This window comes from Bacillota bacterium (genome assembly GCA_040755295.1).
Classification (GTDB): Bacteria; Bacillota; Desulfotomaculia; order Desulfotomaculales; family Ammonificaceae; genus SURF-55.
In genome coordinates, this window is sequence record JBFMBK010000024.1 from 1 (window position 1) to 24,794 (window position 24,794).

Annotated in this window: 39 protein-coding genes and 1 other RNA gene; 39 read left to right on the top strand and 1 reads right to left on the bottom strand. The window is 52.6% G+C overall.

From position 1 onward, the window contains the following. The 36 genes from tuf to AB1500_12620 form a co-directional block, all read left to right on the top strand. Nucleotides 1-137: elongation factor Tu (gene tuf / locus AB1500_12445; protein ID MEW6183960.1), on the top strand; the 137-nt coding region annotated here is incomplete at its 5' end. 96 nt (nucleotides 138-233) lie between these two features. After that, nucleotides 234-542, top strand: a complete 309-nt coding sequence (gene rpsJ, locus AB1500_12450) for a 30S ribosomal protein S10 (protein MEW6183961.1) — start codon at nucleotides 234-236, stop codon at nucleotides 540-542. Nucleotides 543-561: 19 nt separating this feature from the next. Beyond that, nucleotides 562-1,197, top strand: coding sequence for a 50S ribosomal protein L3 (rplC, locus tag AB1500_12455; protein ID MEW6183962.1), 636 nt, complete (start codon nucleotides 562-564; stop codon nucleotides 1,195-1,197). A gap of 141 nt (nucleotides 1,198-1,338) precedes the next feature. Beyond that, nucleotides 1,339-1,962 (top strand): 50S ribosomal protein L4, encoded by a 624-nt coding sequence (gene rplD, locus AB1500_12460; GenBank protein MEW6183963.1) that lies wholly within the window; start codon nucleotides 1,339-1,341, stop codon nucleotides 1,960-1,962. Continuing rightward, nucleotides 1,959-2,246 carry a 50S ribosomal protein L23 gene (gene rplW, locus AB1500_12465; GenBank protein MEW6183964.1) on the top strand — a complete coding sequence of 96 codons (288 nt, stop codon included), beginning with the start codon at nucleotides 1,959-1,961 and terminating at the stop codon, nucleotides 2,244-2,246. Before rplD ends, rplW begins: the two co-directional genes overlap by 4 nt. A gap of 136 nt (nucleotides 2,247-2,382) precedes the next feature. Then, complete coding sequence (gene rplB / locus AB1500_12470) at nucleotides 2,383-3,207, top strand: 50S ribosomal protein L2 (GenBank protein MEW6183965.1); 825 nt, start codon at nucleotides 2,383-2,385, stop codon at nucleotides 3,205-3,207. A gap of 14 nt (nucleotides 3,208-3,221) precedes the next feature. Next, nucleotides 3,222-3,506 carry a 30S ribosomal protein S19 gene (gene rpsS, locus AB1500_12475; protein ID MEW6183966.1) on the top strand — a complete coding sequence of 95 codons (285 nt, stop codon included), beginning with the start codon at nucleotides 3,222-3,224 and terminating at the stop codon, nucleotides 3,504-3,506. Between the two features lie 127 nt (nucleotides 3,507-3,633). After that, nucleotides 3,634-3,993 (top strand): 50S ribosomal protein L22, encoded by a 360-nt coding sequence (gene rplV, locus AB1500_12480; protein ID MEW6183967.1) that lies wholly within the window; start codon nucleotides 3,634-3,636, stop codon nucleotides 3,991-3,993. A 1-nt stretch (nucleotide 3,994) separates the two neighbouring features. Then, nucleotides 3,995-4,648 (top strand): 30S ribosomal protein S3, encoded by a 654-nt coding sequence (gene rpsC / locus AB1500_12485; protein ID MEW6183968.1) that lies wholly within the window; start codon nucleotides 3,995-3,997, stop codon nucleotides 4,646-4,648. Between the two features lie 6 nt (nucleotides 4,649-4,654). Further along, the gene (gene rplP / locus AB1500_12490; protein ID MEW6183969.1) at nucleotides 4,655-5,086 is read left to right on the top strand and encodes a 50S ribosomal protein L16; all 432 of its coding nucleotides are present in this window, start codon (nucleotides 4,655-4,657) and stop codon (nucleotides 5,084-5,086) included. After that, nucleotides 5,076-5,291, top strand: coding sequence for a 50S ribosomal protein L29 (gene rpmC / locus AB1500_12495; protein MEW6183970.1), 216 nt, complete (start codon nucleotides 5,076-5,078; stop codon nucleotides 5,289-5,291). The genes rplP and rpmC overlap by 11 nt, the downstream gene beginning before the upstream one ends. Before the next feature lie 92 nt (nucleotides 5,292-5,383). Then, nucleotides 5,384-5,677 carry a 30S ribosomal protein S17 gene (gene rpsQ, locus AB1500_12500; GenBank protein MEW6183971.1) on the top strand — a complete coding sequence of 98 codons (294 nt, stop codon included), beginning with the start codon at nucleotides 5,384-5,386 and terminating at the stop codon, nucleotides 5,675-5,677. A 191-nt stretch (nucleotides 5,678-5,868) separates the two neighbouring features. Then, the gene (rplN, locus tag AB1500_12505; GenBank protein ID MEW6183972.1) at nucleotides 5,869-6,237 is read left to right on the top strand and encodes a 50S ribosomal protein L14; all 369 of its coding nucleotides are present in this window, start codon (nucleotides 5,869-5,871) and stop codon (nucleotides 6,235-6,237) included. Between the two features lie 26 nt (nucleotides 6,238-6,263). Next, nucleotides 6,264-6,584: a 50S ribosomal protein L24 gene (gene rplX, locus AB1500_12510; GenBank protein MEW6183973.1), complete on the top strand. Its 321-nt coding sequence runs from the start codon at nucleotides 6,264-6,266 to the stop codon at nucleotides 6,582-6,584. 118 nt (nucleotides 6,585-6,702) lie between these two features. Continuing rightward, nucleotides 6,703-7,245 carry a 50S ribosomal protein L5 gene (gene rplE / locus AB1500_12515; GenBank protein MEW6183974.1) on the top strand — a complete coding sequence of 181 codons (543 nt, stop codon included), beginning with the start codon at nucleotides 6,703-6,705 and terminating at the stop codon, nucleotides 7,243-7,245. A gap of 87 nt (nucleotides 7,246-7,332) precedes the next feature. Beyond that, nucleotides 7,333-7,518, top strand: coding sequence for a type Z 30S ribosomal protein S14 (locus AB1500_12520; protein ID MEW6183975.1), 186 nt, complete (start codon nucleotides 7,333-7,335; stop codon nucleotides 7,516-7,518). An 18-nt stretch (nucleotides 7,519-7,536) separates the two neighbouring features. After that, nucleotides 7,537-7,935, top strand: a complete 399-nt coding sequence (gene rpsH / locus AB1500_12525; GenBank protein ID MEW6183976.1) for a 30S ribosomal protein S8 — start codon at nucleotides 7,537-7,539, stop codon at nucleotides 7,933-7,935. Between the two features lie 14 nt (nucleotides 7,936-7,949). Next, the gene (rplF, locus tag AB1500_12530) at nucleotides 7,950-8,498 is read left to right on the top strand and encodes a 50S ribosomal protein L6 (GenBank protein MEW6183977.1); all 549 of its coding nucleotides are present in this window, start codon (nucleotides 7,950-7,952) and stop codon (nucleotides 8,496-8,498) included. Nucleotides 8,499-8,517: 19 nt separating this feature from the next. Continuing rightward, nucleotides 8,518-8,883, top strand: coding sequence for a 50S ribosomal protein L18 (gene rplR / locus AB1500_12535; protein ID MEW6183978.1), 366 nt, complete (start codon nucleotides 8,518-8,520; stop codon nucleotides 8,881-8,883). Nucleotides 8,884-8,902: 19 nt separating this feature from the next. Beyond that, nucleotides 8,903-9,415, top strand: coding sequence for a 30S ribosomal protein S5 (gene rpsE / locus AB1500_12540; protein ID MEW6183979.1), 513 nt, complete (start codon nucleotides 8,903-8,905; stop codon nucleotides 9,413-9,415). Next, nucleotides 9,415-9,594 carry a 50S ribosomal protein L30 gene (gene rpmD, locus AB1500_12545; protein MEW6183980.1) on the top strand — a complete coding sequence of 60 codons (180 nt, stop codon included), beginning with the start codon at nucleotides 9,415-9,417 and terminating at the stop codon, nucleotides 9,592-9,594. The genes rpsE and rpmD overlap by 1 nt, the downstream gene beginning before the upstream one ends. Nucleotides 9,595-9,612: 18 nt before the next feature. Continuing rightward, nucleotides 9,613-10,050, top strand: a complete 438-nt coding sequence (gene rplO, locus AB1500_12550) for a 50S ribosomal protein L15 (protein MEW6183981.1) — start codon at nucleotides 9,613-9,615, stop codon at nucleotides 10,048-10,050. A 2-nt stretch (nucleotides 10,051-10,052) separates the two neighbouring features. Beyond that, a complete protein-coding gene (secY, locus tag AB1500_12555) occupies nucleotides 10,053-11,312 on the top strand; it encodes a preprotein translocase subunit SecY (protein ID MEW6183982.1) in 1,260 nt (419 codons plus the stop codon). Nucleotide 11,313: 1 nt separating this feature from the next. Further along, nucleotides 11,314-12,060 (top strand): type I methionyl aminopeptidase, encoded by a 747-nt coding sequence (gene map / locus AB1500_12560; GenBank protein ID MEW6183983.1) that lies wholly within the window; start codon nucleotides 11,314-11,316, stop codon nucleotides 12,058-12,060. A gap of 10 nt (nucleotides 12,061-12,070) precedes the next feature. Next, nucleotides 12,071-12,364 (top strand): KOW domain-containing RNA-binding protein, encoded by a 294-nt coding sequence (locus AB1500_12565; protein MEW6183984.1) that lies wholly within the window; start codon nucleotides 12,071-12,073, stop codon nucleotides 12,362-12,364. Between the two features lie 30 nt (nucleotides 12,365-12,394). Continuing rightward, nucleotides 12,395-12,613: a translation initiation factor IF-1 gene (gene infA / locus AB1500_12570; GenBank protein ID MEW6183985.1), complete on the top strand. Its 219-nt coding sequence runs from the start codon at nucleotides 12,395-12,397 to the stop codon at nucleotides 12,611-12,613. A 44-nt stretch (nucleotides 12,614-12,657) separates the two neighbouring features. Next, nucleotides 12,658-12,771 carry a 50S ribosomal protein L36 gene (rpmJ, locus tag AB1500_12575; GenBank protein MEW6183986.1) on the top strand — a complete coding sequence of 38 codons (114 nt, stop codon included), beginning with the start codon at nucleotides 12,658-12,660 and terminating at the stop codon, nucleotides 12,769-12,771. Between the two features lie 14 nt (nucleotides 12,772-12,785). Continuing rightward, the gene (gene rpsM, locus AB1500_12580) at nucleotides 12,786-13,157 is read left to right on the top strand and encodes a 30S ribosomal protein S13 (GenBank protein MEW6183987.1); all 372 of its coding nucleotides are present in this window, start codon (nucleotides 12,786-12,788) and stop codon (nucleotides 13,155-13,157) included. Between the two features lie 11 nt (nucleotides 13,158-13,168). After that, nucleotides 13,169-13,555: a 30S ribosomal protein S11 gene (gene rpsK / locus AB1500_12585; GenBank protein ID MEW6183988.1), complete on the top strand. Its 387-nt coding sequence runs from the start codon at nucleotides 13,169-13,171 to the stop codon at nucleotides 13,553-13,555. A 15-nt stretch (nucleotides 13,556-13,570) separates the two neighbouring features. After that, nucleotides 13,571-14,194: a 30S ribosomal protein S4 gene (rpsD, locus tag AB1500_12590; GenBank protein MEW6183989.1), complete on the top strand. Its 624-nt coding sequence runs from the start codon at nucleotides 13,571-13,573 to the stop codon at nucleotides 14,192-14,194. Between the two features lie 246 nt (nucleotides 14,195-14,440). Then, nucleotides 14,441-15,385 carry a DNA-directed RNA polymerase subunit alpha gene (locus AB1500_12595; GenBank protein ID MEW6183990.1) on the top strand — a complete coding sequence of 315 codons (945 nt, stop codon included), beginning with the start codon at nucleotides 14,441-14,443 and terminating at the stop codon, nucleotides 15,383-15,385. A gap of 58 nt (nucleotides 15,386-15,443) precedes the next feature. Further along, the gene (gene rplQ / locus AB1500_12600) at nucleotides 15,444-15,782 is read left to right on the top strand and encodes a 50S ribosomal protein L17 (protein ID MEW6183991.1); all 339 of its coding nucleotides are present in this window, start codon (nucleotides 15,444-15,446) and stop codon (nucleotides 15,780-15,782) included. Then, nucleotides 15,779-16,576 (top strand): tRNA pseudouridine(38-40) synthase TruA, encoded by a 798-nt coding sequence (truA, locus tag AB1500_12605; GenBank protein ID MEW6183992.1) that lies wholly within the window; start codon nucleotides 15,779-15,781, stop codon nucleotides 16,574-16,576. Before rplQ ends, truA begins: the two co-directional genes overlap by 4 nt. A 131-nt stretch (nucleotides 16,577-16,707) precedes the next feature. Beyond that, a complete protein-coding gene (gene smpB / locus AB1500_12610; protein MEW6183993.1) occupies nucleotides 16,708-17,160 on the top strand; it encodes an SsrA-binding protein SmpB in 453 nt (150 codons plus the stop codon). Nucleotides 17,161-17,335: 175 nt separating this feature from the next. Beyond that, nucleotides 17,336-17,681, top strand: a transfer-messenger RNA (tmRNA) gene (gene ssrA, locus AB1500_12615). A gap of 618 nt (nucleotides 17,682-18,299) precedes the next feature. Further along, nucleotides 18,300-18,506: a TylF/MycF/NovP-related O-methyltransferase gene (locus tag AB1500_12620; GenBank protein ID MEW6183994.1), complete on the top strand. Its 207-nt coding sequence runs from the start codon at nucleotides 18,300-18,302 to the stop codon at nucleotides 18,504-18,506. 153 nt (nucleotides 18,507-18,659) lie between these two features. Here the strand turns inward: AB1500_12620 and AB1500_12625 are convergent, their stop codons facing one another. Beyond that, a complete protein-coding gene (locus AB1500_12625) occupies nucleotides 18,660-19,805 on the bottom strand; it encodes a TadE/TadG family type IV pilus assembly protein (GenBank protein ID MEW6183995.1) in 1,146 nt (381 codons plus the stop codon). A 444-nt stretch (nucleotides 19,806-20,249) separates the two neighbouring features. Between AB1500_12625 and AB1500_12630 the strand changes: the two genes are divergently transcribed. The 3 genes from AB1500_12630 (at nucleotide 20,250) to AB1500_12640 (ending at nucleotide 24,355) form a co-directional block, all read left to right on the top strand. Beyond that, nucleotides 20,250-20,957: a DUF421 domain-containing protein gene (locus AB1500_12630; protein ID MEW6183996.1), complete on the top strand. Its 708-nt coding sequence runs from the start codon at nucleotides 20,250-20,252 to the stop codon at nucleotides 20,955-20,957. A 275-nt stretch (nucleotides 20,958-21,232) separates the two neighbouring features. Next, the gene (locus tag AB1500_12635; GenBank protein ID MEW6183997.1) at nucleotides 21,233-21,850 is read left to right on the top strand and encodes a ComEA family DNA-binding protein; all 618 of its coding nucleotides are present in this window, start codon (nucleotides 21,233-21,235) and stop codon (nucleotides 21,848-21,850) included. Nucleotides 21,851-21,874: 24 nt separating this feature from the next. Next, complete coding sequence (locus AB1500_12640; GenBank protein MEW6183998.1) at nucleotides 21,875-24,355, top strand: DNA internalization-related competence protein ComEC/Rec2; 2,481 nt, start codon at nucleotides 21,875-21,877, stop codon at nucleotides 24,353-24,355. The last annotated feature ends 439 nt before the right edge of the window (nucleotides 24,356-24,794 follow it).

Consider the following 24,794-nt stretch of genomic DNA (forward strand, 5'->3'; position numbering starts at 1 on the left):
TGGTAATGCCCGGCGACAACGTCACGATAGACATCGAGTTGATCACCCCGATCGCGATTGAAGAGGGACTTCGGTTCGCGATCCGTGAAGGCGGCCGGACGGTCGGCTGCGGTGTGGTCACCGGGGTGAAGGAGTAGTTCGAGACGGAAAATGAGAATGGCGACGCGGATTTTGACCGTAACCTCTAGAGTAAAAAGAGAATTGCAAGACTCTCTTAGGAGGATTTAAAAATAATGGCTCGGCAAAAAATACGAATCAGGTTAAAGGCATTTGACCACTATATGTTGGATCAGTCGGCTCAGAAAATCGTCGACACCGCTAAGCGTACGGGAGCACTGGTAGCCGGACCGATACCATTGCCGACGGAGCAGAATATATACACGATTCTGAGGTCTCCGCATAAGGATAAGGACTCACGGGAGCAGTTTGAGATCAGGACACATAAAAGACTGATTGACATACTTGAACCTACGCCAAAGACGGTTGACGCTTTGATGCGCCTGGACCTGCCGGCAGGGGTAGATATCGAGATCAAGCTGTAAAACGGAGGTGCCTTATAGTATGGAAGCAATAATCGGGAAGAAATTAGGGATGACACAGTACTACAGCCCGGCGGGAGAAGCGGTTCCGGTAACAGTCATTGAAGCGGGACCCTGTGTCGTTGTCCAGACTAAAATAAGGGAAAAGGACGGCTATGATGCCGTTCAGGTAGGATTCGGCGCAAAACCGGAACGCCTTACAAATAAGCCCATGAAGGGGCATTTTGAGCGTGCGGGTGTAAAACCGCTTCAGTACCTGCGCGAATTCCGCGTTACGAATGGCGCGGAGTACTCACTGGGGCAAGAGATAAAGGTTAACGTCTTTAATGCAGGCGAAAGGGTTGACGTAGCGGGGGTTACAAAGGGGCACGGATTTTCCGGAGGAATAAAAAGGCACGGTTTTCACCGCGGGCCAATGGGACACGGCTCAAAGTACCACCGTCGCCCCGGCTCTCTTGCGGCAAAAGGACCCGCCCGCGTGTTTAAAGGGAGACGGCTGCCCGGCCAATACGGAAACGAGCGGGTGACGACTCAGAACCTGGAAGTGGTCAAGGTGGATGAGGAACGCAACCTGCTGATGATTAAAGGGTCCGTTCCCGGTCCCAGCGGGGGCTTTTTGATAATTAAAAAGGCGGTTAAGGCCAAGAAAACGGTATAAATTTTATTCCGGACGGCGAGGAACTTTTGGCTTTGCCGATGTTTCGTGAGTGATGCGCAGGATACGAAACCGGTTATTTCTCGGCAAGACCAGGCAAGGGACCGGAGGAAGTATTGCTGCGGTCAGGAGGAGGAGATAAACTTGCCCAAGATAAGTGTGTACAATTCGGCAGGCGACCCGGTAGGGGAGATTGAGCTGCGCGAAGACATTTTCGGTATAGCAGCGAAACCGTCGCTGGTACACGATATTGTAGTAATGCAAAACGCCAACAGGCGGCGGGGCACACACGATACAAAAACCCGTTCCGAAGTAGCCGGCGGGGGACGGAAGCCCTGGCGTCAAAAAGGTACCGGCCGTGCGCGACACGGAACCATTCGTTCCCCTATCTGGAGGGGCGGGGGTATCGTATTCGGACCGCACCCGCGGGATTATGGATACACCGTGCCCAAGAAGGCCCGGCGCATGGCGCTTAAAGCCGCACTGTCGGACAAGGTGCAAAACGGGGATCTTGTGGTGCTTGAAGATCTGCAACTGCCGGAAGCGAAAACGAAAGAAGCGCTGCGCGTATTGTCCAGGTTCAGCGCCGCGAGCGGCGCCCTGGTGGTTACAGCGGAGACGGACCCGAAAATAAAGGCCGCAGTGTCCAACATTCAGGGCGTCAAATTCCTGCCTGCGGAGAGTTTAAATGTTTATGACCTCCTGCGCTACCCGAAACTACTAATAACCAAAGCTGCACTGGCAAGGGTGGAGGAGGTATTACAGTGAGAGACCTGCATGATATACTAAGGCGCCCGGTGGTAACCGAGAAGAGCATGTCGCTCCTGGCCGAGAACAAGTACACGTTTGTGGTGGACCCGAAGGCGACTAAAACCGATATTAAAAAAGCGGTGGAGACCCTGTTCAAGGTGAAGGTTATGGAAGTTAACACAATGCGGGTTAAAGGTAAAGTAAAACGGGTAAGGCGTATTCCGGGAAGAACCCCGGAAGTCAAAAAGGCGATTGTCACTTTGAGGCCGGAAGACAAGATCGAAATTTTCGAAGGACTGTAAAAGCTATTAAGATTTAGGAAGGCCATAGGGGCCGCGAAAAACAAGCAAAACTGCTGACATCCTGAATCTTGCTTCTGAATAGTCAGGCGCAGTTTTGGAGCGGTCACCTGAAAGATTGCGGAAAGGAGGTCACAAAGTGCCGGTAAAAACATACAAGCCAACGTCACCGGGAAGGCGGTTTGTCACGGGGGCAACCTTTTCCGAGGTTACATCGAAGGAACCGGAACGGTCATTATTGAAGCCGTTGAAGAAAAGCGGCGGCCGCAACAACCAGGGGCGGATCACGGTAAGGCACCGCGGCGGCGGTCACAAGCGTTTTATCAGGGATATAGATTTCAAGCGTGCCAAGGACGGCATCCCTGCCAAGGTGGCTTCAATAGAATATGACCCCAATCGTTCGGCACGTATCGCTCTTTTGCATTACCGGGATGGGGAGAAACGGTATATCATCGCTCCGGCGGGATTAAAGGTCGGGCAGACGGTTGTTTCCGGGCCCACTGCGGATATCAAGGTCGGGAACGCCCTGCCGCTGAAGAATATCCCTATTGGAACAGTGATACACAACCTTGAACTTAATCCGGGAGAAGGGGCGAAGTTGGTGCGCTCAGCGGGTGCATCCGCCCAGCTCATGGCCAAGGAAGGCGACTATGCCCATATAAGAATGCCTTCCGGCGAGGTACGGTTGATCCACATCAACTGCAGGGCTACTATAGGCCAGGTTGGGAACGAAGAGCACGAAAACATTACGATCGGTAAAGCTGGTCGCGCGCGTTGGAAGGGTAGAAAACCGACTGTGCGCGGCGTGGTTATGAATCCCGTTGATCATCCGCACGGTGGCGGAGAGGGTAAGTCGCCCATCGGGCGAAACCCAGTAACGCCTTGGGGTAAGCCAGCATTGGGTGCTCGAACCCGGAAGCCGAAGCAGAGTGACCGGCTAATCCTTAAACGGCGGACAAAGTAGGAGGGTGGATTAGCATGGGACGTTCGCTGAAGAAAGGGCCTTATTGTGAGGCCAAACTACTGAAAAAAGTTGAAGCAATGAATGCCCGCGGGGACAAAAGAGTAATAAAGACATGGTCCAGGCGCTCAACTATATTTCCCGAAATGATCGGGCATACGATTGCGGTTCATGACGGGCGAAAGCATGTTCCGGTTTATGTTACAGAGGAAATGGTTGGGCACAAGCTTGGCGAATTTGCTCCGACACGGACCTTCAGGGGGCACGGAGCGCATACGGAACGCTCTACGTCGCTTAAATAGGGGCTTGGAAGTGAGAAGCGCGAGGTTGGAAGCGGGATTCTCGAAGGAATTTGGTTGCCAAATTCCAACGAACATCTCACCTCTAACGTCTCACCTCGCACCTCTCGAACAGCAGGAGGGGTTTTGAATGGTTGATGAAGCTATAAAAGAAGCTAAGGCGACGGCGAAATACCTTCGTCTGGCGCCGCGAAAAGCGCGTCAGGTGGTCGCTCTCATTCGCGGAAAGGACATCGAAGAAGCGTTAGGCATCCTTCGCTTTACACCGCAGAAGGCGGCGAAGATAGTTGAAAAAGTAGTGCGTTCTGCTGTCGCGAACGCGGAGCATAACTACAACATGATAGCCGATGAACTCGTCGTGCTGAGGGCCTATGTTGATCAGGGCCCTACACTGAAACGCTACCAACCGCGGGCATACGGCCGGGCTAATATCATGCACCGCCGTATGAGCCATGTAACCGTAGTGGTTGGGGAAAGAAAGGAGGGATAAGGTGGGGCAAAAGGTAGATCCCCGGGTAATGAGGCTTGGAATAAACCGCGATTGGAACGCCAGGTGGTTTGCGAACAAAAAACAGTTTTCCGGTTTGCTTTTGGAAGACGTTAAGATCCGGAGGTATATAAAACAGAGGCTTCATCAGGCAGGCGTTTCCAACGTACATATCGAACGGACGGCAAACCGGGTCAAGGTCACCATCCATACCGCGAAACCTGGAATCGTAATCGGTCGTGGCGGGACCGAGGTCGAGATTCTTCGCAAAGAGCTCGAGCGGCAGACCGAGAAACAGATAAACATCAACATCGTGGAGATAAAGGTTCCGGAGCTTGACGCGCAGTTGGTGGCGGAGAACATCGCTTTCCAGCTGGAACGGCGGGTGGCTTTCCGGAGGGCGATGAAACAGGTGGTCCAGCGGGCGATGCGCATGGGGGCGAAAGGGATTAAGGTGGCGGTTAGCGGTCGTCTGGCGGGCGCGGAAATCGCCCGTACCGAATGGAACAGCGACGGAAAGGTTCCACTTCATACCCTGCGGGCGGATATTGATTACGGCTTTGCTGAAGCGAATACAACTTACGGCAAAATCGGGGTGAAGTCCTGGATTTATAAGGGCGAGATCCTGCCGGAGCGTGCGTCAGGTTCGAGGAGGTAGAGAAGAATGTTACAGCCCAAAAGGGTGAAATTTCGGAAACAGCACCGGGGGCGGATGACCGGAAAGGTCAAGGGCGGAAATGTTGTCACCTTTGGCGATTTCGGGCTTGAAGCCCTCGAACCCGCCTGGGTAACGGCGCGTCAGATTGAAGCCGCCCGGGTGGCGATGACCCGCCATGTCCGGCGCGGTGGGCAGGTTTGGATCAGGATATTTCCTGATAAACCGGTTACGGCGAAACCGGCGGAAACCAGGATGGGTAGCGGCAAGGGTTCCCCGGAGCATTGGGTGGCGGTGGTTAAACCGGGAAGAATTCTCTTTGAGATAGGTGGGATTCCTGAAGAACTGGCCCGTGAGGCGATGCGCTTGGCGGCGCACAAGCTGCCCATGAAAACCAAGTTCGTAAAGCGTGAGGGAGCTGGTGAGGCCAATGAAGGTTAATGAAATAAGGGAGATGACCGACGAAGAATTGGTCCGCAAAATCTCCGATTCGAAAGACGAGTTATTCAGGTTGCGCTTTCAGTTGGCGACAGGGCAGCTTGATAACATGATGAAGATTAAGGAAGTCCGGCGCCGGATAGCCAGGTTTAAAACCATCCTTCGCGAGAGGGAGATCGGGATTGAGAGAGCGCTGAGGATGAACTGAGGAGTCCCCGGCAGTCGGGGAGTGAAATGTCTCAGGGCCTCGTGCGGCTATACTGGCCGAAAAACCGGCGGCCATTTTAAGGAGGTAATTAGATGGAGCGCGGGCTGCGCAAGGTGCGTACAGGACGCGTCGTCAGCAATAAGATGGATAAAACGGTGGTCGTAGCCGTTGAAAGTCTGGTCCGTCATTCTTTGTACCAGAAAACCATCCGTCAGACTAAAAAGTTTAAGGCGCACGACGCGGAAAACGCCTGCCATATCGGCGACAAGGTAAAGATTATGGAAACTCGGCCGATTTCGAAGGAGAAACGCTGGCGGGTAGTGGAGATTCTAAAACGCAGCAAAAGTGCCGATGAACCTTCGACTCTGGAGGAAGTGACCAAGTGATTGATTCCGGGAGGCCGTAACAGGATGATTTTAAGCTAAACTCCGGTAGTATCCTGGAGCCCTCTAAAACAGGCGCGACTTGAAGGTGAAGCTGGTCCGGAAAACGGTGTTAGTAAAATGTGTAACAGCGGGGGGCGGGCTGCCAAAGTCAAGCTTGGTTTGCAGCGGGTTTCCCAAGGGGGGATTTTAAGGTGATACAGGTTCAAACAATGCTCAAGGTAGCGGATAATACCGGCGCCAAAAAAATGATGTGCATACGCATTTTGGGAAGCCCTTTCAGGCGCTATGCCGGTATTGGAGATGTTATCGTAGGTGCTGTTAAAGAAGCATCACCCGGGGGCGTAGTCAAGAAGGGCGACGTGGTCAGGGCGGTTGTGGTGCGGACACGAAAAGAGATGCGGCGGCCGGATGGGTCCTACATCAAGTTCGACGAGAATGCGGCGGTAATTATTAAGGATGACAAGAGTCCACGCGGAACACGGATCTTCGGTCCCGTGGCCCGGGAGTTACGCGAGCGTGACTTCATGAAGATAATCTCGCTAGCCCCGGAGGTTCTGTAAGGTTACGCAACTTCGGAGGGTTGATTATGCCAAAGGTTAATGTACGAAAAGGCGACAACGTTATGGTGATAAGAGGTAAGGATACCGGTAAAAAGGGCAAAGTGCTGACGGTATTCCCCGACAGGTTCAGGGTAATCGTGGAAAAGGTGAACGTTGTAAAGCGTCATTCACGCCCAACACGGCAGATGCCCCAGGGCGGAATTATAGAAAAAGAAGCACCGATTCATGCTTCCAATGTAATGCTTGTGTGCGGTAAGTGCCACAAGCCCACCCGGGTTGGACGTCGTATTTTGGATGACGGCACCAAGGTAAGGTTTTGCAAGAAATGCGGCGAAGTGCTCGGTTGATGGGCGGGTTTTACGGTAAGAGAAGTTTGCAGCAAAAGATTGCTTCTGCGAAGACGCAATGGAAATATGTTGCCGTTGCCGCGCGTACCGCGGGTGCAGGCAGAAAGGAGGCCAGTGGGTGTCGCGCTTGAAGGAAAAGTATCAAAAAGAAGTTATGGCGGCGTTGATTGAGAAGTTCGGGTACGAGAACGTAATGGAAGTTCCCAAACTCGAGAAGGTTACCGTAAATGTGGGCCTTGGCGAGGCCATCCAGAACCCGAAAGCCACCGACGCTGCTATTGTGGACCTGAAAGCCATTACCGGGCAGAAGCCTGTTGTGACCAGGGCGAAGAAATCCATAGCGGCTTTTAAGCTCCGTGCCGGTATGCAGATAGGCGCCAAGGTTACTTTAAGGGGCCAGAGGATGTATGACTTTGTGGATAAGCTTGTAAACATCGTCCTGCCACGCGTCCGTGACTTCCGCGGCGTCTCGCCTAAGTCATTCGACGGGCGGGGGAATTACACCCTTGGGATGAAGGAACAGATTATTTTCCCCGAGATCGATTACGACAAGGTGGACAGGGTCCGGGGGATGAACATCACCTTTGTCACCACTGCAAAGAACGATGAAGAGGCACGAGAGTTACTGAGGTTGATGGGAATGCCCTTTAGGGCTTCGTAACACTTAATCAGCAGTTTCAGTTGAAGGAAGTCACAGTAAGTGATTTCAACGAGTTCGACGTCCGACTTCCGAAACAGGAGGTATGAAATGGCCAAAAAATCACTCGTGATAAGGGCCCAGGAAAAACCAAAGTTCGAAGTCCGGGGCTACAACCGGTGCAAACTGTGCGGCCGCCCGCGGGCTTACATGAGAAAATTTGGGATTTGCCGGCTTTGCTTCAGGCAGCTCTGCTACCGGGGCGAGATTCCGGGGATCCGCAAGGCAAGTTGGTAAGGAAGGAGGTGCGTGCCCGTGGTCATGACCGATCCTATTGCAGATTTTCTAACACGTATTAGAAATGCAAATATGATTTACCACAGCACGGTTGAAATTCCGGCCTCAAAGGTGAAGGCAGCCATGGCGCTTATCCTTAAAGAAGAAGGGTTCATTAAGGATTACGAGGTTGTCGAGGACGGGAAACAGGGGATCATCAGGGTTTATTTAAAGTACGGCTCCAACCGGGAGCGAATAATCAGCGGACTCAGGCGGATTTCCAAACCCGGCTTGCGGGTCTACGCACGCAACGATCAGGTTCCGCGGGTCCTCGGCGGGCTAGGTCTGGCAATAATCTCTACTTCAAGAGGAATAATGACCGACAAGCAGGCTCGTAAACTAAGGCTTGGCGGTGAAGTCATCTGCTACGTCTGGTAGCGGGGAGGTAGCTTATGTCGCGAATCGGTAGAAAACCAGTTCCCGTTCCGGCGGGAGTGGAAGTCACTATTGACGGGAATAAAGTGATTGTGAAGGGACCCCTTGGTATTCTGGAGCGCGAGTTTCCGGCCAGCATGTCCATCGAAAAGCAGGAGGGTGAACTGGTGGTCCGCAGACCGTCGGACGCTCCCCAAGAAAAGGCTCTGCACGGGCTCAGCCGTACGCTTCTCAACAATATGGTCGTAGGGGTGACCAGCGGTTTCGCAAAGTCCCTGGAGATCGTAGGTGTAGGCTATCGTGCGGCTAAACAGGGTCGCAAGCTTATGCTCACGATCGGATACTCCCATCCGGTGGAGGTGGAACCGCCGCCCGGATTGGAGATTGAGGTGCCCGCGATAACCAAGATCATAGTAAAGGGAACCGATAAGGAAAAGGTGGGGCAGCTTGCGGCCTTTATCAGAAGTGTGAGGGAACCGGAGCCGTACAAGGGCAAAGGTATAAGATATGAAGGCGAAAGCATCCGCCGTAAGGCCGGTAAGGCCGGCGGAAAGGTTAAGAAGTAGCTTTGGGAGGGAACAAGGCTTGCTGAAAAAGGTTGACCGGAAGGAACTTCGTGAGCGGCGGAGGCTGCGTGTGCGCAACAAGGTGCACGGTACAGGCGAGAGGCCGCGGCTCAATGTATTCCGTAGTTCGAATCATATTTACGCCCAGGTGGTTGACGATGAGAGGGGGGTTACCCTTGCCGCGGCGTCGTCCCTGTCCCCTGAACTTCACGGGAAGGTTGCCGGTGGAAACGTTCAGGGAGCGGCAGCGGTTGGGACACTCATTGCTGAAAAGGCAAAGGCGAAAGGTGTAACCAAGGTTGTATTCGACCGCGCCGGGCAGATTTACCACGGGCGGATTAAAGCTCTTGCCGAAGCCGCCCGGACGGGCGGATTGGAATTTTAAGCAAGGAGGGAAAAGGGTGTTGGAGCGAATTGACTCCTCCAAGCTGGAGCTTACCGAAAAAGTGGTTTCTATCAGACGATGCGCGAAGGTTGTGAAAGGCGGCCGCCGGTTTAGTTTCTCGGTGCTGGTGGTTGTCGGCGACGGGCAAAGTCACGTAGGTGCAGGACTTGGTAAGGCCAGTGAGGTTCCTGAAGCCATTAGGAAGGGAATTGAAGACGCAAAGAAAAGTCTGGTGAAGGTTCCGATGATCGGAACCACCATCCCGTGTGAAGCGGTAGGGCACTTCGGTGCAGGCAGGGTTCTTTTGAAGCCCGCCGCTCCCGGTACCGGAATTATCGCCGGCGGTGCGGTAAGGGCTATCCTTGAGTTGGCCGGGGTAAAAGACATTTTAACGAAATCGCTCGGTTCAAACAATCCGCATAATATGACGCGTGCGACATTTAACGCATTGGTCAATCTTAAGAGCCCGGAGGAAGTGGCACGCCTTCGCGGAACGGCCGTCAAAGATTATGCGGTCGGGAGGGAAGTCTGATGGCCCAGATTAAGATCACCCTCGTACGGAGTGTTGCCGGCGCCAATCAAAAACAACGGGCAACGGTGGAGGCCTTGGGGCTCCGGCGTATGAACCAGATGGTTGTTAAAGAGGACAGCGCGGTGATCAAAGGCATGCTGGCGAAGGTCCAACATCTGGTCAGGGTGGAAGAGGGTTAAAAGGAGAGTGGGTTACGAATGCGACTTTCGGAGTTGAAGTCGGCACGCGGTGCACGCCGTAAGGCTGTAAGAAAAGGGCAGGGCATCGGATCAGGCCTCGGCAAGACCGCAGGGAAGGGGAATAAAGGACAGAAATCCCGTTCCGGGGGTGGAGTGCGTCCCGGCTTTGAGGGTGGACAGATGCCCCTGGCGCGAAGGCTGCCGAAAAGGGGTTTTACGAATATTTTCAAGAAGGATTATGCCGAGGTCAACGTCGGCAGGCTCAATCAGTTTGAAGATGGTACTGTGGTTACACCCGCGGTTTTGCGGGAAGCAGGAATGGTGAGCAAAACCGATGCTGTCAAAATCCTCGGTGCGGGAGAGCTCAAGAAAAACCTCACCGTACAGGCGCAGGCCTTCAGTTCGGGGGCCACGCAAAAGATAGAGGCGGCGGGCGGAAAAGTTGAGGTGATTTAAGGGTGCTTGGCGGTCTAAAGACTGCGGTCAACGTCCAGGAATTACGGACGCGGCTCCTTTTTACACTGGCGCTTCTGCTGGTTTTTCGTCTTGGAGTCCATATTCCCATTCCGGGCGTTAATCCTTCGGCGGTTGCCGACCTTATAGAAAGCGGCGCTCTTTTTGGTTTTTTTGATGTGATATCAGGCGGAGCTTTTAAAAACTTTTCAGTTTTTGCCATGAGCATCACGCCTTATATAAACTCGTCCATTATAATGCAGCTGTTGACGGTCGTGATACCCTACCTGGAAAAACTGAACAAAGAGGGGGAAGAAGGGCGGAAGAAGATCATCCAGTATACCCGGTACGGCACTGTTATTCTCGCCTTCATACAGGCGATAGGGATGTCGATTTTTCTGCGCGGGGCGCTTCTTCACCCCAGTATTTTCAGCTACCTGGTAGTCGCCATCGGCTTGACCGCCGGTACGGTATTTCTGATGTGGCTGGGCGAGCAGATCACGGAAAAGGGTATCGGAAACGGCATTTCCCTGTTGATCTTCGCGGGTATTGTGTCGCGGGTTCCTGCCGGAGGGGCACGGGTTGTAGAGTATTTGCAGGCAGGCACGATCAATATCCTGAGCCTGGTTCTGTTGATAGTGATCGGCATAGCGGTCATTGCCGGGATTGTTCTGGTGAACGAGGGGCAGCGGAGGATTCCGGTACAGTATACCAAACGGGTTGTCGGACGTAAGGTTTACGGCGGACAGAGCACCCATCTGCCACTCAGGGTTAACACGGCCGGTGTTATTCCCGTCATATTCGCATCGTCGTTACTGATGTTTCCCGAGCAGGTGGCCGGATGGTTCAAAGGCAATCTGGTGGCCGACTGGTTTTCAAATTACCTCCACTGGGGCTCGGTCCTGCATACAGCCTTTTACGCGTTTCTAATCATCGGTTTTACTTATTTTTACACGGCGGTGATTATGAATCCGGTGGACGTGGCGGATAACATCAAGAAGTATGGAGGCTTTATCCCTGGAATCAGACCGGGAAAACCTACGGCGGAATACATCAGCAAGGTCTTGAGCCGCATAACTCTGGCGGGTGCTATTTTCCTTGCGTTCATCGCCATCCTGCCGAACTTTGTGCTGATGATAACGCGAATACCGAATATATATTTCGGCGGCACGGCCCTTCTGATTGTGGTCGGTGTGGCATTAGATACCATGAAGCAACTGGAGTCGCACCTATTGATGCGCAGTTATCAGGGGTTTATTAAGTAGAATGATTTCGAAGAAAACGGCACGTGAAATACGTTATATGGCGGAAGCGGGCCGGATTGTGGCGTTGACCCTGCAGGAGTTGAAGAAGGCCATAAGGCCCGGGGTTACCACGATCGAGCTTGATGCCCTTGCCGAGGAATTTATCCGGCGGCAGGGGGCAAAGCCGGCGTTCAAGGGGCTTTACGGCTTCCCGGCGACCATCTGCGCTTCCATAAACGAGCAGGTGGTACACGGTATTCCGGGATCACGCAAGCTGAAGGAAGGCGAAATAATCAGCATCGACGTCGGTACGGAAGTAAGCGGTTTTTACGGGGACGGAGCCGCTACCTATCCGGTTGGTGAAGTAAGCCGCATTGCTGCCCGGCTCTTAGAAACGACATGTGAGGCGCTCGATCAAGGAATCGCTATGGCAGTCTCGGGGAACCGTTTATCGGACATATCCCACGCCGTACAAAAGCATGTAGAGAGTCATGGGTTTTCGGTCGTACGTGACTTTGTCGGACACGGGATAGGTAAAAAGATGCACGAAGAACCTCAGATACCGAACTTTGGCCCGCCCGGACGCGGCCCGCGACTCGAGGAAGGGATGACGTTGGCCATTGAGCCTATGGTCAATATAGGCACACATGAGGTTAAGGTTCTCGAAGATAATTGGACTGTAATTACCAGAGACGGTAAGTTATCGGCCCATTTTGAGCATACTGTGGCCGTCCGGGATGGGAAGGCGGAGATCCTTACCCGTGCGTAATACGGGGGTTATGATAGATTTGATCGACGCAAAAGAGGAAGTATTGTTAGGCCGGTTGGTGAGTTCCACCGCCGGAAGAGACGCGGGGCATTATTACCTTGTTTTTGGAATTGTGTCAGAGCGTATGTTAAAACTGGTTGACGGCATTGTGCGACGAACGGAAAATCCAAAGGAGAAAAATGTCAGGCACCTGAGGTTTTATCCTGCGGTTGCACGGGAGGTAACGGAAAAATTAACAAATGGCGAGAAGCTAACAAACGCAGAAATAAGGCAGGCACTGGCGCAAATGGAAAAGCCAGAATAGGCAGGTCGGTGATCTTGGGAGGGAAGCTCCATGGCCAAACAGGATGTAATTGAGGTGGAGGGTACCGTCGTTGAACCGTTGCCCAACGCAATGTTCAGGGTTGAACTTCCCAACGGGCACAAGGTTTTGGCGCACGTCTCTGGTAAGATACGGATGCACTTTATCCGGATCCTTCCCGGGGACAGAGTGACGGTGGAGCTTTCACCATACGATCTCACCAGAGGCCGAATAGTATATCGTTACAAATAGCATCCGGTCAGGTCGTAATAGTACTGCCGCAAGGGGGGTTTGATGTGAAGGTAAGGCCGTCCGTTAAGGTGATGTGTGAAAAATGCAAGATAATCCGGCGTAAAGGGAAAGTAATGGTGATTTGCGCTAATCCAAAGCACAAGCAAAAACAAGGTTAGGGGGGTAATGGAGCTTGGCACGTATTTCCGGGGTTGATTTACCCAAGGACAAGCGGGTGGAGGTTGCGCTGACCTATATTTTTGGCATCGGCCGTTCCACCGCGAAAAAGGTTCTGGCTAAGACCAGAGTTAATCCCGACACGCGGGTGAAGAACCTCACAGAGGAGGAAGTCATCCGCCTGCGGGAGATAATCGACAGGGAACAAAAGGTGGAGGGCGACCTACGGCGTGAGACGTCGCTGAACATCAAGCGGCTGATGGAAATCGGCTGCTATAAAGGGTTGCGGCATCGCCGGGGAATGCCCGTGCACGGGCAACGTACGCGTACCAACGCCAGAACGCGCAAGGGACCGCGCAGAACAGTGGGCGTGAGGAGAAAAAAGTAGGGAGGTAAACGATGGCACGGCGTACAAGGACTAAGAAGAAGGAAAGGAAAAACATCGAGGTGGGCGTGGCCCATATCAAGTCCACTTTCAATAACACCATGGTTGCTATCGCGGATACCAACGGCAACACGGTGGCATGGGCGAGCGCCGGCACGGTTGGTTTCAAGGGCAGCCGTAAAAGCACTCCTTTTGCCGCGCAGATGGCTGCCGAAAAGGTGGCGCGCGAGGCGATGGAACACGGAATGAAAGAAGTTTCGGTACTGGTAAAGGGCCCCGGGGCGGGACGCGAGGCTGCAATTCGATCGCTTCAAGCCGCGGGTCTTCAGGTAAGCCTGATTAAAGACGTTACCCCAGTTCCGCACAATGGTTGCCGGGCGCCGAAGCGCCGGCGGGTATAGGAGGAGTTGGCATAAATGGCGCGATACACTGAGGCACGATGCCGGCTGTGTCGGCGTGAAGGGATCAAGTTGTATCTAAAGGGTGACAGGTGTTACGGCACGCACTGCGGGGTTGAGCGGCGGAACTCTCCTCCCGGACAGCAGACACGGTCAAGGCGGAAGGTCACGGAATATGCCGTCCAATTGCGTGAAAAGCAGAAGGTGCGGCGGATCTACGGAGTACTTGAAGCCCAGTTCCGTAATTACTTTGAAAAGGCCGAAAGACAGAGGGGAGTTACCGGTGATAATCTGTTAAGACTGCTTGAACGGCGCCTTGATAACGTGGTTTACCGTCTGGGACTTGCAGCTTCTCGTTCGGAGGCGCGGCAACTTATCGGACATGGCCATTTCCGGGTAAATGGGCGAAAGGTCAATATTCCGTCGTTTTTAGTGCGTATAGGGCAGAAGATTTCCATAGACAGCGCTGCCGAGTCACCCCGAATAAAGGAACTGATCGAGCGGGCATCGCAGAACACACCGCCGGCCTGGCTAAGTTACGATTCCGATTCGGCAACAGGCGAAGCGATTTCATATCCGACCAGGGAACAGATTGATATACCCGTCAAGGAACAACTAATAGTTGAGCTATACTCACGTTAGGGATTCCGGATGAGTATCGCGGGCCATAATCATGAAGAGGGTATAGGTATCTCCCTGTAGGTGACATGCTTTGTCGACAAGACCGGAGGCCGCGATAAACGAGCATGACCGGGAAGAATCAGGATACAAGAAGTCGGAAGTTGGATGATTGAATGACCTCTGACATCCTGTATCGGACTTCCAAAACAGTCGGTGGAGTTTTACGCGAGGTTCCGCGGGAGTAAATCTCCGCAAGGAGGGCGGTTTATGATTGAAATTGAAAAACCCAAGATCCAATGTGAAGCGTTTTCTCCCACAGGTGATTACGGACGTTTTGTGGTTGAGCCGCTGGAGCGCGGCTACGGTATTACCATCGGTAATTCCCTGCGCAGGGTGTTGCTTTCGTCAATCCCCGGCGGCGCGGTTACAGCGGTAAAAATAGAAGGCGTTCTACACGAATTCGCATCTGTTCCCGGTGTCCGCGAGGATGTGACGGAACTGATTTTGAACCTTAAGGGTTTAAAGATTAAGATGCACACGGACGAAGAGCGTATCCTTCGCATCGAGGCGATGGGCGAAAGAACTGTGAACGCGTCAGATATAATAGGCGATGCAGATGTGGAAATCATCAACCCGGAACATTATATAGCAAGCCTGTCGCCGGATGCCCGCCTTTTTGTGGAGATGACGGTATCGCGCGGGAGAGGTTACGTACCGGCAGAACGGCATAAGGCCGAATTCGTCATCGGCGTGGTGCCTGTCGATGCGGATTTCTCCCCTGTCAAAAAGGTCAGTTATAATGTTGAAACCATACGCATCGGACCGGCGACCGATTACGACAAACTGGTCCTCGAGGTTTGGACCAACGGCTGCGTCAGGCCCGATGAAGCGGTAAGTTTGGCCGCACGCATTCTCTACGAGCATTTCCATCTTTTCGTCGGCTTGAGCGACACGGTAAGCAAGATGGAAATAATGGTGGAAAAAGAAGAAGAAAAGAAGAACAGACTGCTGGAGATGCCGATAGAAGAGCTGGATCTGTCGGTGCGCTCGTATAATTGTCTAAAACGCGCCGGTATTAACACCGTGGAGGAATTAATTGAGCGCGACGAGGAAGAAATGATCAAAGTCCGAAACCTTGGGAAAAAATCGCTTGAAGAGGTAAAATTAAAGCTTGCTGAACTCGGGCTTTCGCTAAGAAAAAACGGCGAGTAAGTGAAGGATGGAAGAAAAAGCACTCTCAGGAATCATTGGTAAGGGGGGTCAGACGGAGATGGGCTATAGAAGGTTCGGGGTTTTGGCCGGGCACAGGAAGTCGATTTTGAGAAACATGGTTACATCGTTATTTAAAGAAGAAAAGATAACCACAACGGAGACCCGGGCAAAAGAGGTAAGGAGCATAGCGGAAAGAATGGTCACCCTGGCGAAACGAGGCGACTTGCCGGCGCGCCGGCAGGCGCTCCGATATATTTATGATGAAGAAGTCGTGCAGAAGCTTTTCAACAACATCGGACCGCGTTACCAGACTAAACCCGGAGGTTATACACGCATGCTGAAAATAGGGCAGAGACGTGGCGACGCGGCTGAGATGGTGGTTTTGGAATTGGTGTGAACGAGGTACGTGAACGCAACGTCGCACTAAGAATTACTTATGATGGTACCACCTTCCACGGCTTTCAGAAGCAACCCGGGTTAAGAACCGTGCAGGGGGTGCTGGAAGAGCAAATCGAGCGCCTGAGCGGCGCTTCCTGCCCCCTGAAGGCCGCGGGCCGGACCGATGCGGGAGTGCACGCGCGGGGACAGGTTGTTTCCTTCGGCCTTAAGGGGTGGCAGATCCCGGCGGCACGGTTGGTTCCGGCGTTGAACGGCGCGTTACCGGCAGAAATTAGTATTTTGGAGGCGGCTGAGGTTCCTTTAGGATTTCACCCGCGTTATGACGCCGTAAGTAAGACTTACCGCTATACAGTTTTTCGGCGGGCAGTACGTTGCCCGCTTTCGCGTCTTTATTCGCTCCATTTTCCGGAAGCGCTTGATGTCGGGCTGATGCGGGCGGTGGCGTCCGATCTCAGCGGCAAACACGATTTCAGCGCCTTCCAGAATACCGGCCGGCCGGTAAAGTCGGCGGTGAGGACGCTTATGGAAGCTCGAATAGTGGAAAATTGGCCGTATATGTATTTTGTTTTTACTGCGGAAGGGTTTCTATACCAGATGGTACGAATTCTTGTGGGCACCCTGATGGAAGTCGGGCGTGGCGTACGGGATCGCATGGTCGTGCAACAGGCGCTAAAAAACGGGAACAGGCGCCTCGCAGGACCCACGGCGCCTGCTCAAGGGTTATGCCTGGAACGGGTGGTTTACGAGCGGGAGATATTTGGGGGGGTGAAATCCAGCGCAAGAATTCAGTAGATAAAATTCAGAAGTTAGAAGTCGATAATGACTACTGACTACTGGATTCTTAAAGTCCTGCGAATTGACGATTCACGCCTTGAGGAGATATAATGAGATTGAGGATTTGTTAGGGGTGAGAAGCCGTGCCGATGAAGGTGATTTGTGAGAACCGCAAGGCGCGGCATGATTATTTTATCTTGGAAACCTTTGAAGCCGGGATGGCGCTCACCGGGACCGAGGTAAAGTCAATGCGCGCGGGTCGGGGAAATCTCAAGAACAGTTACGCCCGGGTTGAAAAGGGTGAACTGTGGTTGTACGAAATGCATATAAGTCCCTACGAGCAGGGAAACCGTTTCAATCATGAGCCCAAACGACCGCGGAAGCTGTTGATGCATAAAAAAGAGATACTCAGGCTCTATGGATCGACGCGGGAGAAGGGACTGGGCCTGGTGCCCCTGCGGTGTTACTTTAAAGACGGCAGGATCAAGGTGGAAGTCGCGTTGGTAAGGGGTAAGAAGGAATACGACCGCCGGGAGGATATCGCGGCCCGCGATGCCAAGAGGGAAATGGAGCGTGCAGTGCGGCGCGAGCGCACGGTTTAAAGTTGCGAGTTCCGCGTTGCAGGTTGCCGGTTAAAAGCATGCTATTAGCAATCAGCGCTCAGCTTATAAAGTGTCGGCTTTAATAACCTTGAACCTTGAACGGACACAAAAGGTCTATCAGCTTCAGCTTGAACTTGGAACGGTCCCCAAAAGTTTATCCAAATTAGCTCAAAATGGGGGCGACAGGCTTCGACGGGGGAAACGGAGACAGGAGCAGCGAGCCGGGGTTGCTGCCAGCCCGTAATACGGCGGCGAAACAATAACAGCCAAAAACGATCTAGCCCTAGCCGCATAAGCGGCTAGCATCCTTCCTGCCCTCGCCTGCGGGGCGGGGAAAGGGTGTCGATTAGCAGGCTCCCCTTAAGGCTCATCCCGGAAGCCTTAAGGTAAATTAACGGGATAGCTTCGCCGGAGCCCGGCTGCGGGCGCCGGTTGGGCGAAAAACAATACGCAGCCTGCGCTCGGAGAAGCTGCTGTAGTCGGTCTCTCGGACGGGGGTTCGATTCCCCCCGCCTCCACCACTCATTACCACAGACACTTTAAAGGTTATTTCGATGATGTCTGTGTTAATAATAACTGATTCTACAAGTCTTTGAACCGCTTGCTTCTGGCGAAGCGGTTCATCTGATTCTAAGAGCGTATACAGCACTTTAAATAATTCTCTACGGCCTCTTCAGTAAAAAAATTTCTTTCCTGTTTTAGCGCCATTCTCTGAGCCGACGAAAAAAGCGGGGAGAGAAGATCACTGCCTGTCTCGGCTTTATTAGATTGGACTTCAACGAAAAGCTACTACCACGCGAGAGGGCGGAGGAGATCGCCCGGGGCTATGGTGAGGAAATTTTTAATGAGGTACTCAAACGTCTGTACAAGTCTTCTATGGGTGTTGATTTTGGTGACATACAAATAACAGCCATTTAAGCTAATCAATATTATGCTGCTCATCCTCTAGAAGGGAACTTGCAAAAATATAATGCGAAAACGATTTGTTAAAACTATATTTAGTAAAATGCTTAACGATTGGTTTTCAGCGAAAAAGGTGTTTTTATTGGATTACGGTAATAGCACTGAAAGAATTTCTGCTATGGATTTAATTATGCAGGTTCAAGCAGAGACAGAAATGCTTTTAAGTCCGGTTTTCTTTGGTCCATTTAGATGTTGATATTTATAAGAGTACTTTAGATTGTCTTGATTTTTTCTACTCTAGAGTAAATACAGGCAGCGTAATACTTATTCATGATTATGTTCAAGCTGCGGGAGTCAGAAAAGCTTTTGATGAGTTTTTTTCTAATAAACCAGACCTTATTATTGAACTTCCGGGACTTTATTGTCTGATGGTGAAAGTATAGTTTATTCAACACACTTTCATTAGGGTAAAAACGGCCACAAACCCATTGTCATTGTCGACCACATCACCGGTCTCATAAAAGTACGGGCAGCCGATCGGGCTGCCCATGTTATTGATCCTACGGTTAATTCGGGAAGCTTTGCAGTATAAGTAACTATCCCGTAAGTTTCACTCTTCTCGTGCCGAAAGCTTCCCCGGACCTTGAGTCGTGAGTGAAGGTGTGGTTGCCGCCCGTAATGGTAAAACGCTGGGTGACCAGTGAGCCGTAGAAGTCGCAGTTGCCTCCCGTCATATTAATTGAACCGTTGGGAGCATACAGAACGCCGTCAAACTCTTTAGAACTCCCTCCGGTTATGTTGATATTGCCGCCGGCGTAAAGAGCAACCAAATCGCTTGTGGGCGTCTGGTATTTAAAACCACCGCCGGTCAAGTTGATGTTTCCGGTAGCCACAATACTGCCCCGACCCTCAACCTTGCTGCCGGTAAATGATATATCCCCATTCACATACATAATTCCGTTAAGCGTCAGTTTATCGCCGGTAAAACTTTGACTCGTACTGTAGTATACAGCCGCACGATCTCTAAAGTCTTGAAGGTCGTATTCCGGGATTGGCATTACGGAGGTTGGTGAAACTAAGTTGTAACTGTGATGGCCACCCGTTTTGTGGAATGACCCGTTTGTGATCAAATCGCCCCAGGTATTATTGCCGCCGGTGACCGTTATATCTCCGACACATTCGTAGTCGTCATTAAAATCCCGGTTTCCTCCGGTAAACGTCGTATAGCCATTAATGTGAACCTTCCCGTTAACAGTCCAGTTTCCGCCGGTATCCGTAAACGATTGACTTTCGCCCGCTGAAAAAATCACGTAGTCGAAAGACGGATCTGCCGTTGACGTCACCGCCGCCGTGGCGTTTCCGGAGATGTTCCACGAAGATAACCCTAAAACCGACCCGAAGATCGGTGATACAGATACAGTTTTGCTGCAGGTAATGGTCATGTTATCAGAAGAAACAGTGACGTCCGAGGTGGCAAGAGTAATACCGTTATTGCCCGCGAAGGCGATTGCATCGTTTCGCGCCTGTGCGGTGTTATCCGGCAGAGACTGGACTCCGGCCAGGACGGCGGCGTCCAGCGCATTTTGCAGTTTGGTCTTCTGAAGGTAACCGTATCCGACATCGATCGTCAATCCAAGGAAGCCTATCATCACTGCCAGCGCAAAAGCAAACAATACAACTACGGATCCTTTTTCATTCTTAATCAGTTTTTTTACCGGTCGGAATATTTTTTGCCGCCTCATCCTTCAACCTCCCATGTACCGTGAGTGACTTTGGACGCAAGTAAGAAGGTTTCTCTTAATATGTAATACAATATGTAGATGCGATTTTAGACCTATAAGCTTATTATCTGATTAATTTCGACAATCTTTAGTTAACGGGCTTCTTCCTTAATAAACCAGTCAAAGGGCAGTGTCTTAACCCGTGGGTTGTCGAAGATAAAGACGCCTGTCAGGGCAACATAAAAAGGATGTGTTTATTTAGGCGCCGTTGATAAGCTGGGCATTTCGGATGTCGAATACAGGAGGTAAGAAGTCGGATTTCTTGAAGGAATTAGCCGTTATAAATTCCCCCGTTGAATCTAATCTCTGTTCTGGTTTCCGATGTCTAAATTGCGGCGTTTTGCCAGTGAAACGCTAAGCAACGGTTACATGTGGGATTGGTAAAGACCGGACGAGGTGACGTCTGTGTTCGAGGTGTTATACCGGACCGTTCTAATCTATTTTGTGGTACTCATAATGATCAGGCTGATGGGCAAGCGCGAGATAGGGCAGCTTTCACCCTTCGACTTTGTGGTGGCCATCATCATTGCGGAAGTGGCGGCACTGCCGATGGAGTCAACGGATATCCCTCTCTTGCGCGGGCTACTGCCCCTGTTTATCCTGGCCTTTCTTGAAATAGCGTTTTCCTACGCGGCGCTGCACAGCCGCTGGCTCAGGCAGGTTATGTGCGGGTCGCCGCAGGTTGTGATAAAAGACGGACAAATACTGCGTGCGGAAATGAGACGGGCGCGTTACAATATCGACGACCTTTTGAGTCAACTCCGCGAAAAAGGATATCTGGATCCGGGCGAGGTGGCTTTTGCGGTTTTGGAAAACTCGGGAAGACTCAGCGTTGTTCCCCGAAGCGATAATAGACCGGTGATCCGCAAAGATTTGGGCCTCGGTTCCGGGTCGGATACAAGAGATGAAGAACTGCCGTACATTCTGGTAGCCGACGGGGAGGTGCTGACGCGAAACCTGTCGGCCATCGGGAGAGACGGTACATGGCTGGAGAAAGAACTTCAAAAACGCGGCCTGACATCGGAACAGGTGTTTTTGGCCACCTACTCACGGGACCGCGGGTTTTTTGTAAGTAAAAGGGAAGGATTTCATCGTAAAGCGGCGAAAAAATAAGGAGTCTCACATGTCGTATTCAGCGGTACCATGAAGGATGGAAATATATACGCTTAAGCGTGTTGCTTAGCTGCAGAAGTGGTATATAAATGGAGCGCGCGAAGCTTATCGCGGCGTCCAGCAAAAGAAGTAGTGTTTTCAAAGTGTATCTCGGGAGCTTTGTAGTATTGGATTTCCCAAAAATAATGGTGAGAATCCAGGGATAAAGGGCTTTCACATACTAACTACCGACTATTAAGTTCCATTTTTCCCTATGAGCCCTTGAGGAGGAAATCATGAACCTCGGGCGCCGCGAGCAGTTGTTGATTTTGCTCCTGGCGGTGGCGGTGGCCTTCGGACTGGGAGCCAAATACACGCTTTACCGGCAGATTCCGGTAAGCCAGCCGGCGGTGGAAAAAAGCGATACACCCCCTCAGATTCGCGTCCACGTTTCCGGCGCGGTATACCGACCGGGGGTTTATCTTCTCCCGCAGGGGAGTCGGGTGATTGACGCGGTGGAGAAGGCCGGCGCATCGACAGACGCCGATCTGGATGCCATGAACCTCGCGCAGTTTCTCGAAGACGGGCGCAAGGTGCCGGTACCCCAAAAGATCAAAACGGAGGGACAGTTATTGCCGGATTCTTCGAATCCTTTTGTTGCGCCCGTGCCAAGGGCCGGACCCGCAACTGTCAACGGAGGAACCGGTACCGGCGTCGTCGCCAGGGTGAACATAAACACCGCGGACTCGGCGGCCCTGGATACTTTGCCGGGAGTAGGACCCGCAACGGCTCAAAAGATTATTGAATACCGCACGGCCAACGGTCAGTTTGCGTCCGTCGACGATCTGATAAACGTAACCGGAATCGGGGAAAAGAAACTGGAGCAACTAAGAGATTATGTCTTTATACAGTAATTCACGCACACCCGGGTAGTGCTGATGGAAGCTACAACCGAATCCAAGGATAATTCCCGAGCAGGAAATAACCTTGCAATCTCCCCGCTTGTAACGATTTCCTTCCTTTATGCGTGTGGTTGTTTTTTAGCGCCTAACTTTCCCATTCCCGGAAGCGCGGCATTTTTAGCCGCCCTTTTCACCCTGATGATCGCCGGTATAGGGTACTTCTACTCTTACCGGAGCAACCACCGGGTGCTTTATTTACTGTTTTTTTTGTTGGGAATACTGTCCGCGCGCATGGCGCTGATCGAGGCGGCAAGCCCGCTTGCGGAGTTCTCGGGACAGGGCGTGGCACTGACCGGAAGCGTTGCGACAGAACCCGATATACGTTCCGGGGAGGCGCGGTACGTTATTCGCGTGGCGGAAGCACATGTTGGAGAAAAGGCCTTCAAGGGCGGCAAGGTGCTGGTGGTGGCCCGTGACCCCGGGAAGGTTTTCGGGTACGGCGACTCCTTAAAGGTTCGGGGGGTCCTGCGTTCCGTACCGCCACCGGGGAACCCTGGCGATTTCGATTACGCGGCGTATCTTGCACGGCACGGTATAGGCATAATGGTTTACACGCGCGGTGACGGAGCGGTGCTAACCGGGAGCACGTGGTCGAATCCCTTAGCGGTCCTGTCGCTGAAGATAAAAAACAAAATTTTCGGGGTTTTGGACAAGCTTTTCAGCGCCGAGCACAGCGCGCTTCTGAAAGGCATTGCCTTCGGCACCCGCACCGCTATTGACCCTGCGGTCAATGAGGCGTTCGTAGAAACCGGTGTGGTTCATATTCTAAGCGTGAGCGGTCTGCATGTGGGGTTGGTTCTCGGTTTCATCTTCGGGTTGACCCATATCTTGAAGATGCGATCCGGAACAACGATCCTTACAGTCGTCACCGCCCTGTTGGTATACGATTTAATGGTGGGATTGAGCCCGCCGGTGATCAGGGCTTCGGTAATGGCCGTGCTGCTGTTGTGGGCGCGACACGTTGGACGCGAACGGGATTGGCCCACGGCGGTCGCCGTCGCCGCCCTGATAATCCTCCTGGCCAACCCTCTGGCGATTACAGACGCAGGGTTTCAGCTGTCATTCGCCGCCACCTGGGGGATTCTCTTCCTCGGTCCGGAAATGGTCAAGCAGATCGAACGCGTGCCGTTGGGGTGCAAACCGGGATTGAAAAAGGCGCTCGCCTGGGGTGTGGCCGTGCCGCTTAGCGCGCAGTTGTCCACACTGCCCCTGGTCGCCATACACTACAACCTGATATCACCGGTGGCCCTTCTGGCGAATATTGCAGCCGTCCCGCTAACCGGAATCATCCTGCTGCTGGGGATTCTGGCGGCGGTTTCAGGACTGGTTTTTATGCCGTTGGGACAGGTTTTGGCGGTTCCGGCGGGCCTAAGCCTCGATCTGTTTTTATATCTGGTGCGGTTGTTCCGGCACCTGCCGGGAGCCGTTATTTATGTCCCTTCCTTTCCCTGGGCGATCGTGGGTCTATGGTTCGGCCTTCTTTATCTGGTTGTAATGAAGCTTTCAGGCAGGTCGATGAAGCTCGGCGCCGCGGTTTCCGTGCGATCCTGTGGTTCGTGGGCCGCCCGTTCAGCGGTTTTCGTGCTTGTGGTATTGGCCTGGATGGGGCTCATCCGCTGGATGGGCGGGCCCGACACATCCCTGCGGGTGGAGTTCATAGATGTCGGTCAGGGTGACAGCACCCTGATACGTACCCCGGGCGGGCGGGTGATTCTTATAGACACCGGGGGAACGGCAGGGGAACTTACCGGAAAGACCGCGGAAGGCACCGGGATGCGTGTGGTACGGTACCTGCGCCGGGAGGGGGTCAGGAGAATCGATGTGCTGGTCTTAACCCACCCGCACGAGGACCACTGCGGCGGGACGAGGGCGGTGGTCGAAAGGCTGCCGGTGAAGCTGGTGGTGGTGCCGCCGTTGGAGCGCGGGGTGGACGAGGCTTACGACGGTCTTCTTGAACTTGTCCGCAAGAAAGGGATTGCGGTATCGACAGCAAGCGCCGGGGACAGCCTAACCGTCGACCCGGCGATTGAGGTGTCGGTACTCGCGCCGTTTAAACCGTTGAGCCGTGACCCTGAGGATTTTAATGACGAATCACTGGTTCTTCAGTTAAGCGGCAAAGGTAAGAGTATCCTTCTTGCCGGTGATTTGCAGGAAGAAGGGCAGCGGCGCCTCCTGCAATATGGGAGCGCCCTGAAGAGCGACGTGCTTAAGGTGCCGCACCACGGGTCGGCGTTATTCCTGCCCGCCTTTTATAAAATGGTTCAACCGGAATACGCCGTGATATCCGTGGGTCCGGGAAACCGTTACGGAATGCCGTCTACGAAAGCCGTAAGCGAGCTCGAGCGTCTACCGTCGAAGGTTTACCGGACGGACAGGGACGGGGCGGTCCAGATGCGTTTCGATGGAAGGGAAACGCGCATTAAAACAGGACGAAAGGAACTCCGTCCCGCCGCTTAAAGGGTCCCCGAAGCCGCGCTGCTTTACAACCTGATCCTGCCGGAAATACCTACACCTACATCCGCATGAACACTGAGTTAAAAAAAACCTTCGCTGTGTGTGTCGTATTCGGTGACTATAGTACTATTAGATAATAAATATTAATATATGCCATAACCGGCAGGAATGGCCATGACAAACATCGAAAAACATTTCTCGGCGCTTGTGCATAAGTCGTGTTTACAGCAGATGCCCAAGTTTTAAAGCCGGGAGGAGGTGATGTTGCTTTATATTATAAATCAACTTGCTTAAAGGCCGGAGGAGGAAAGGGTAATGAAAAACAGAGTCAAGAAGTGCTTGTTATTTGCCGTGTGCCTGATTTTGATTCTTTCGGTGGCGTCGTGGGCGATGGCCGAAACAGATATTAAGGTAGTGGTAAACGGCGAAGAAATCAGCTTTG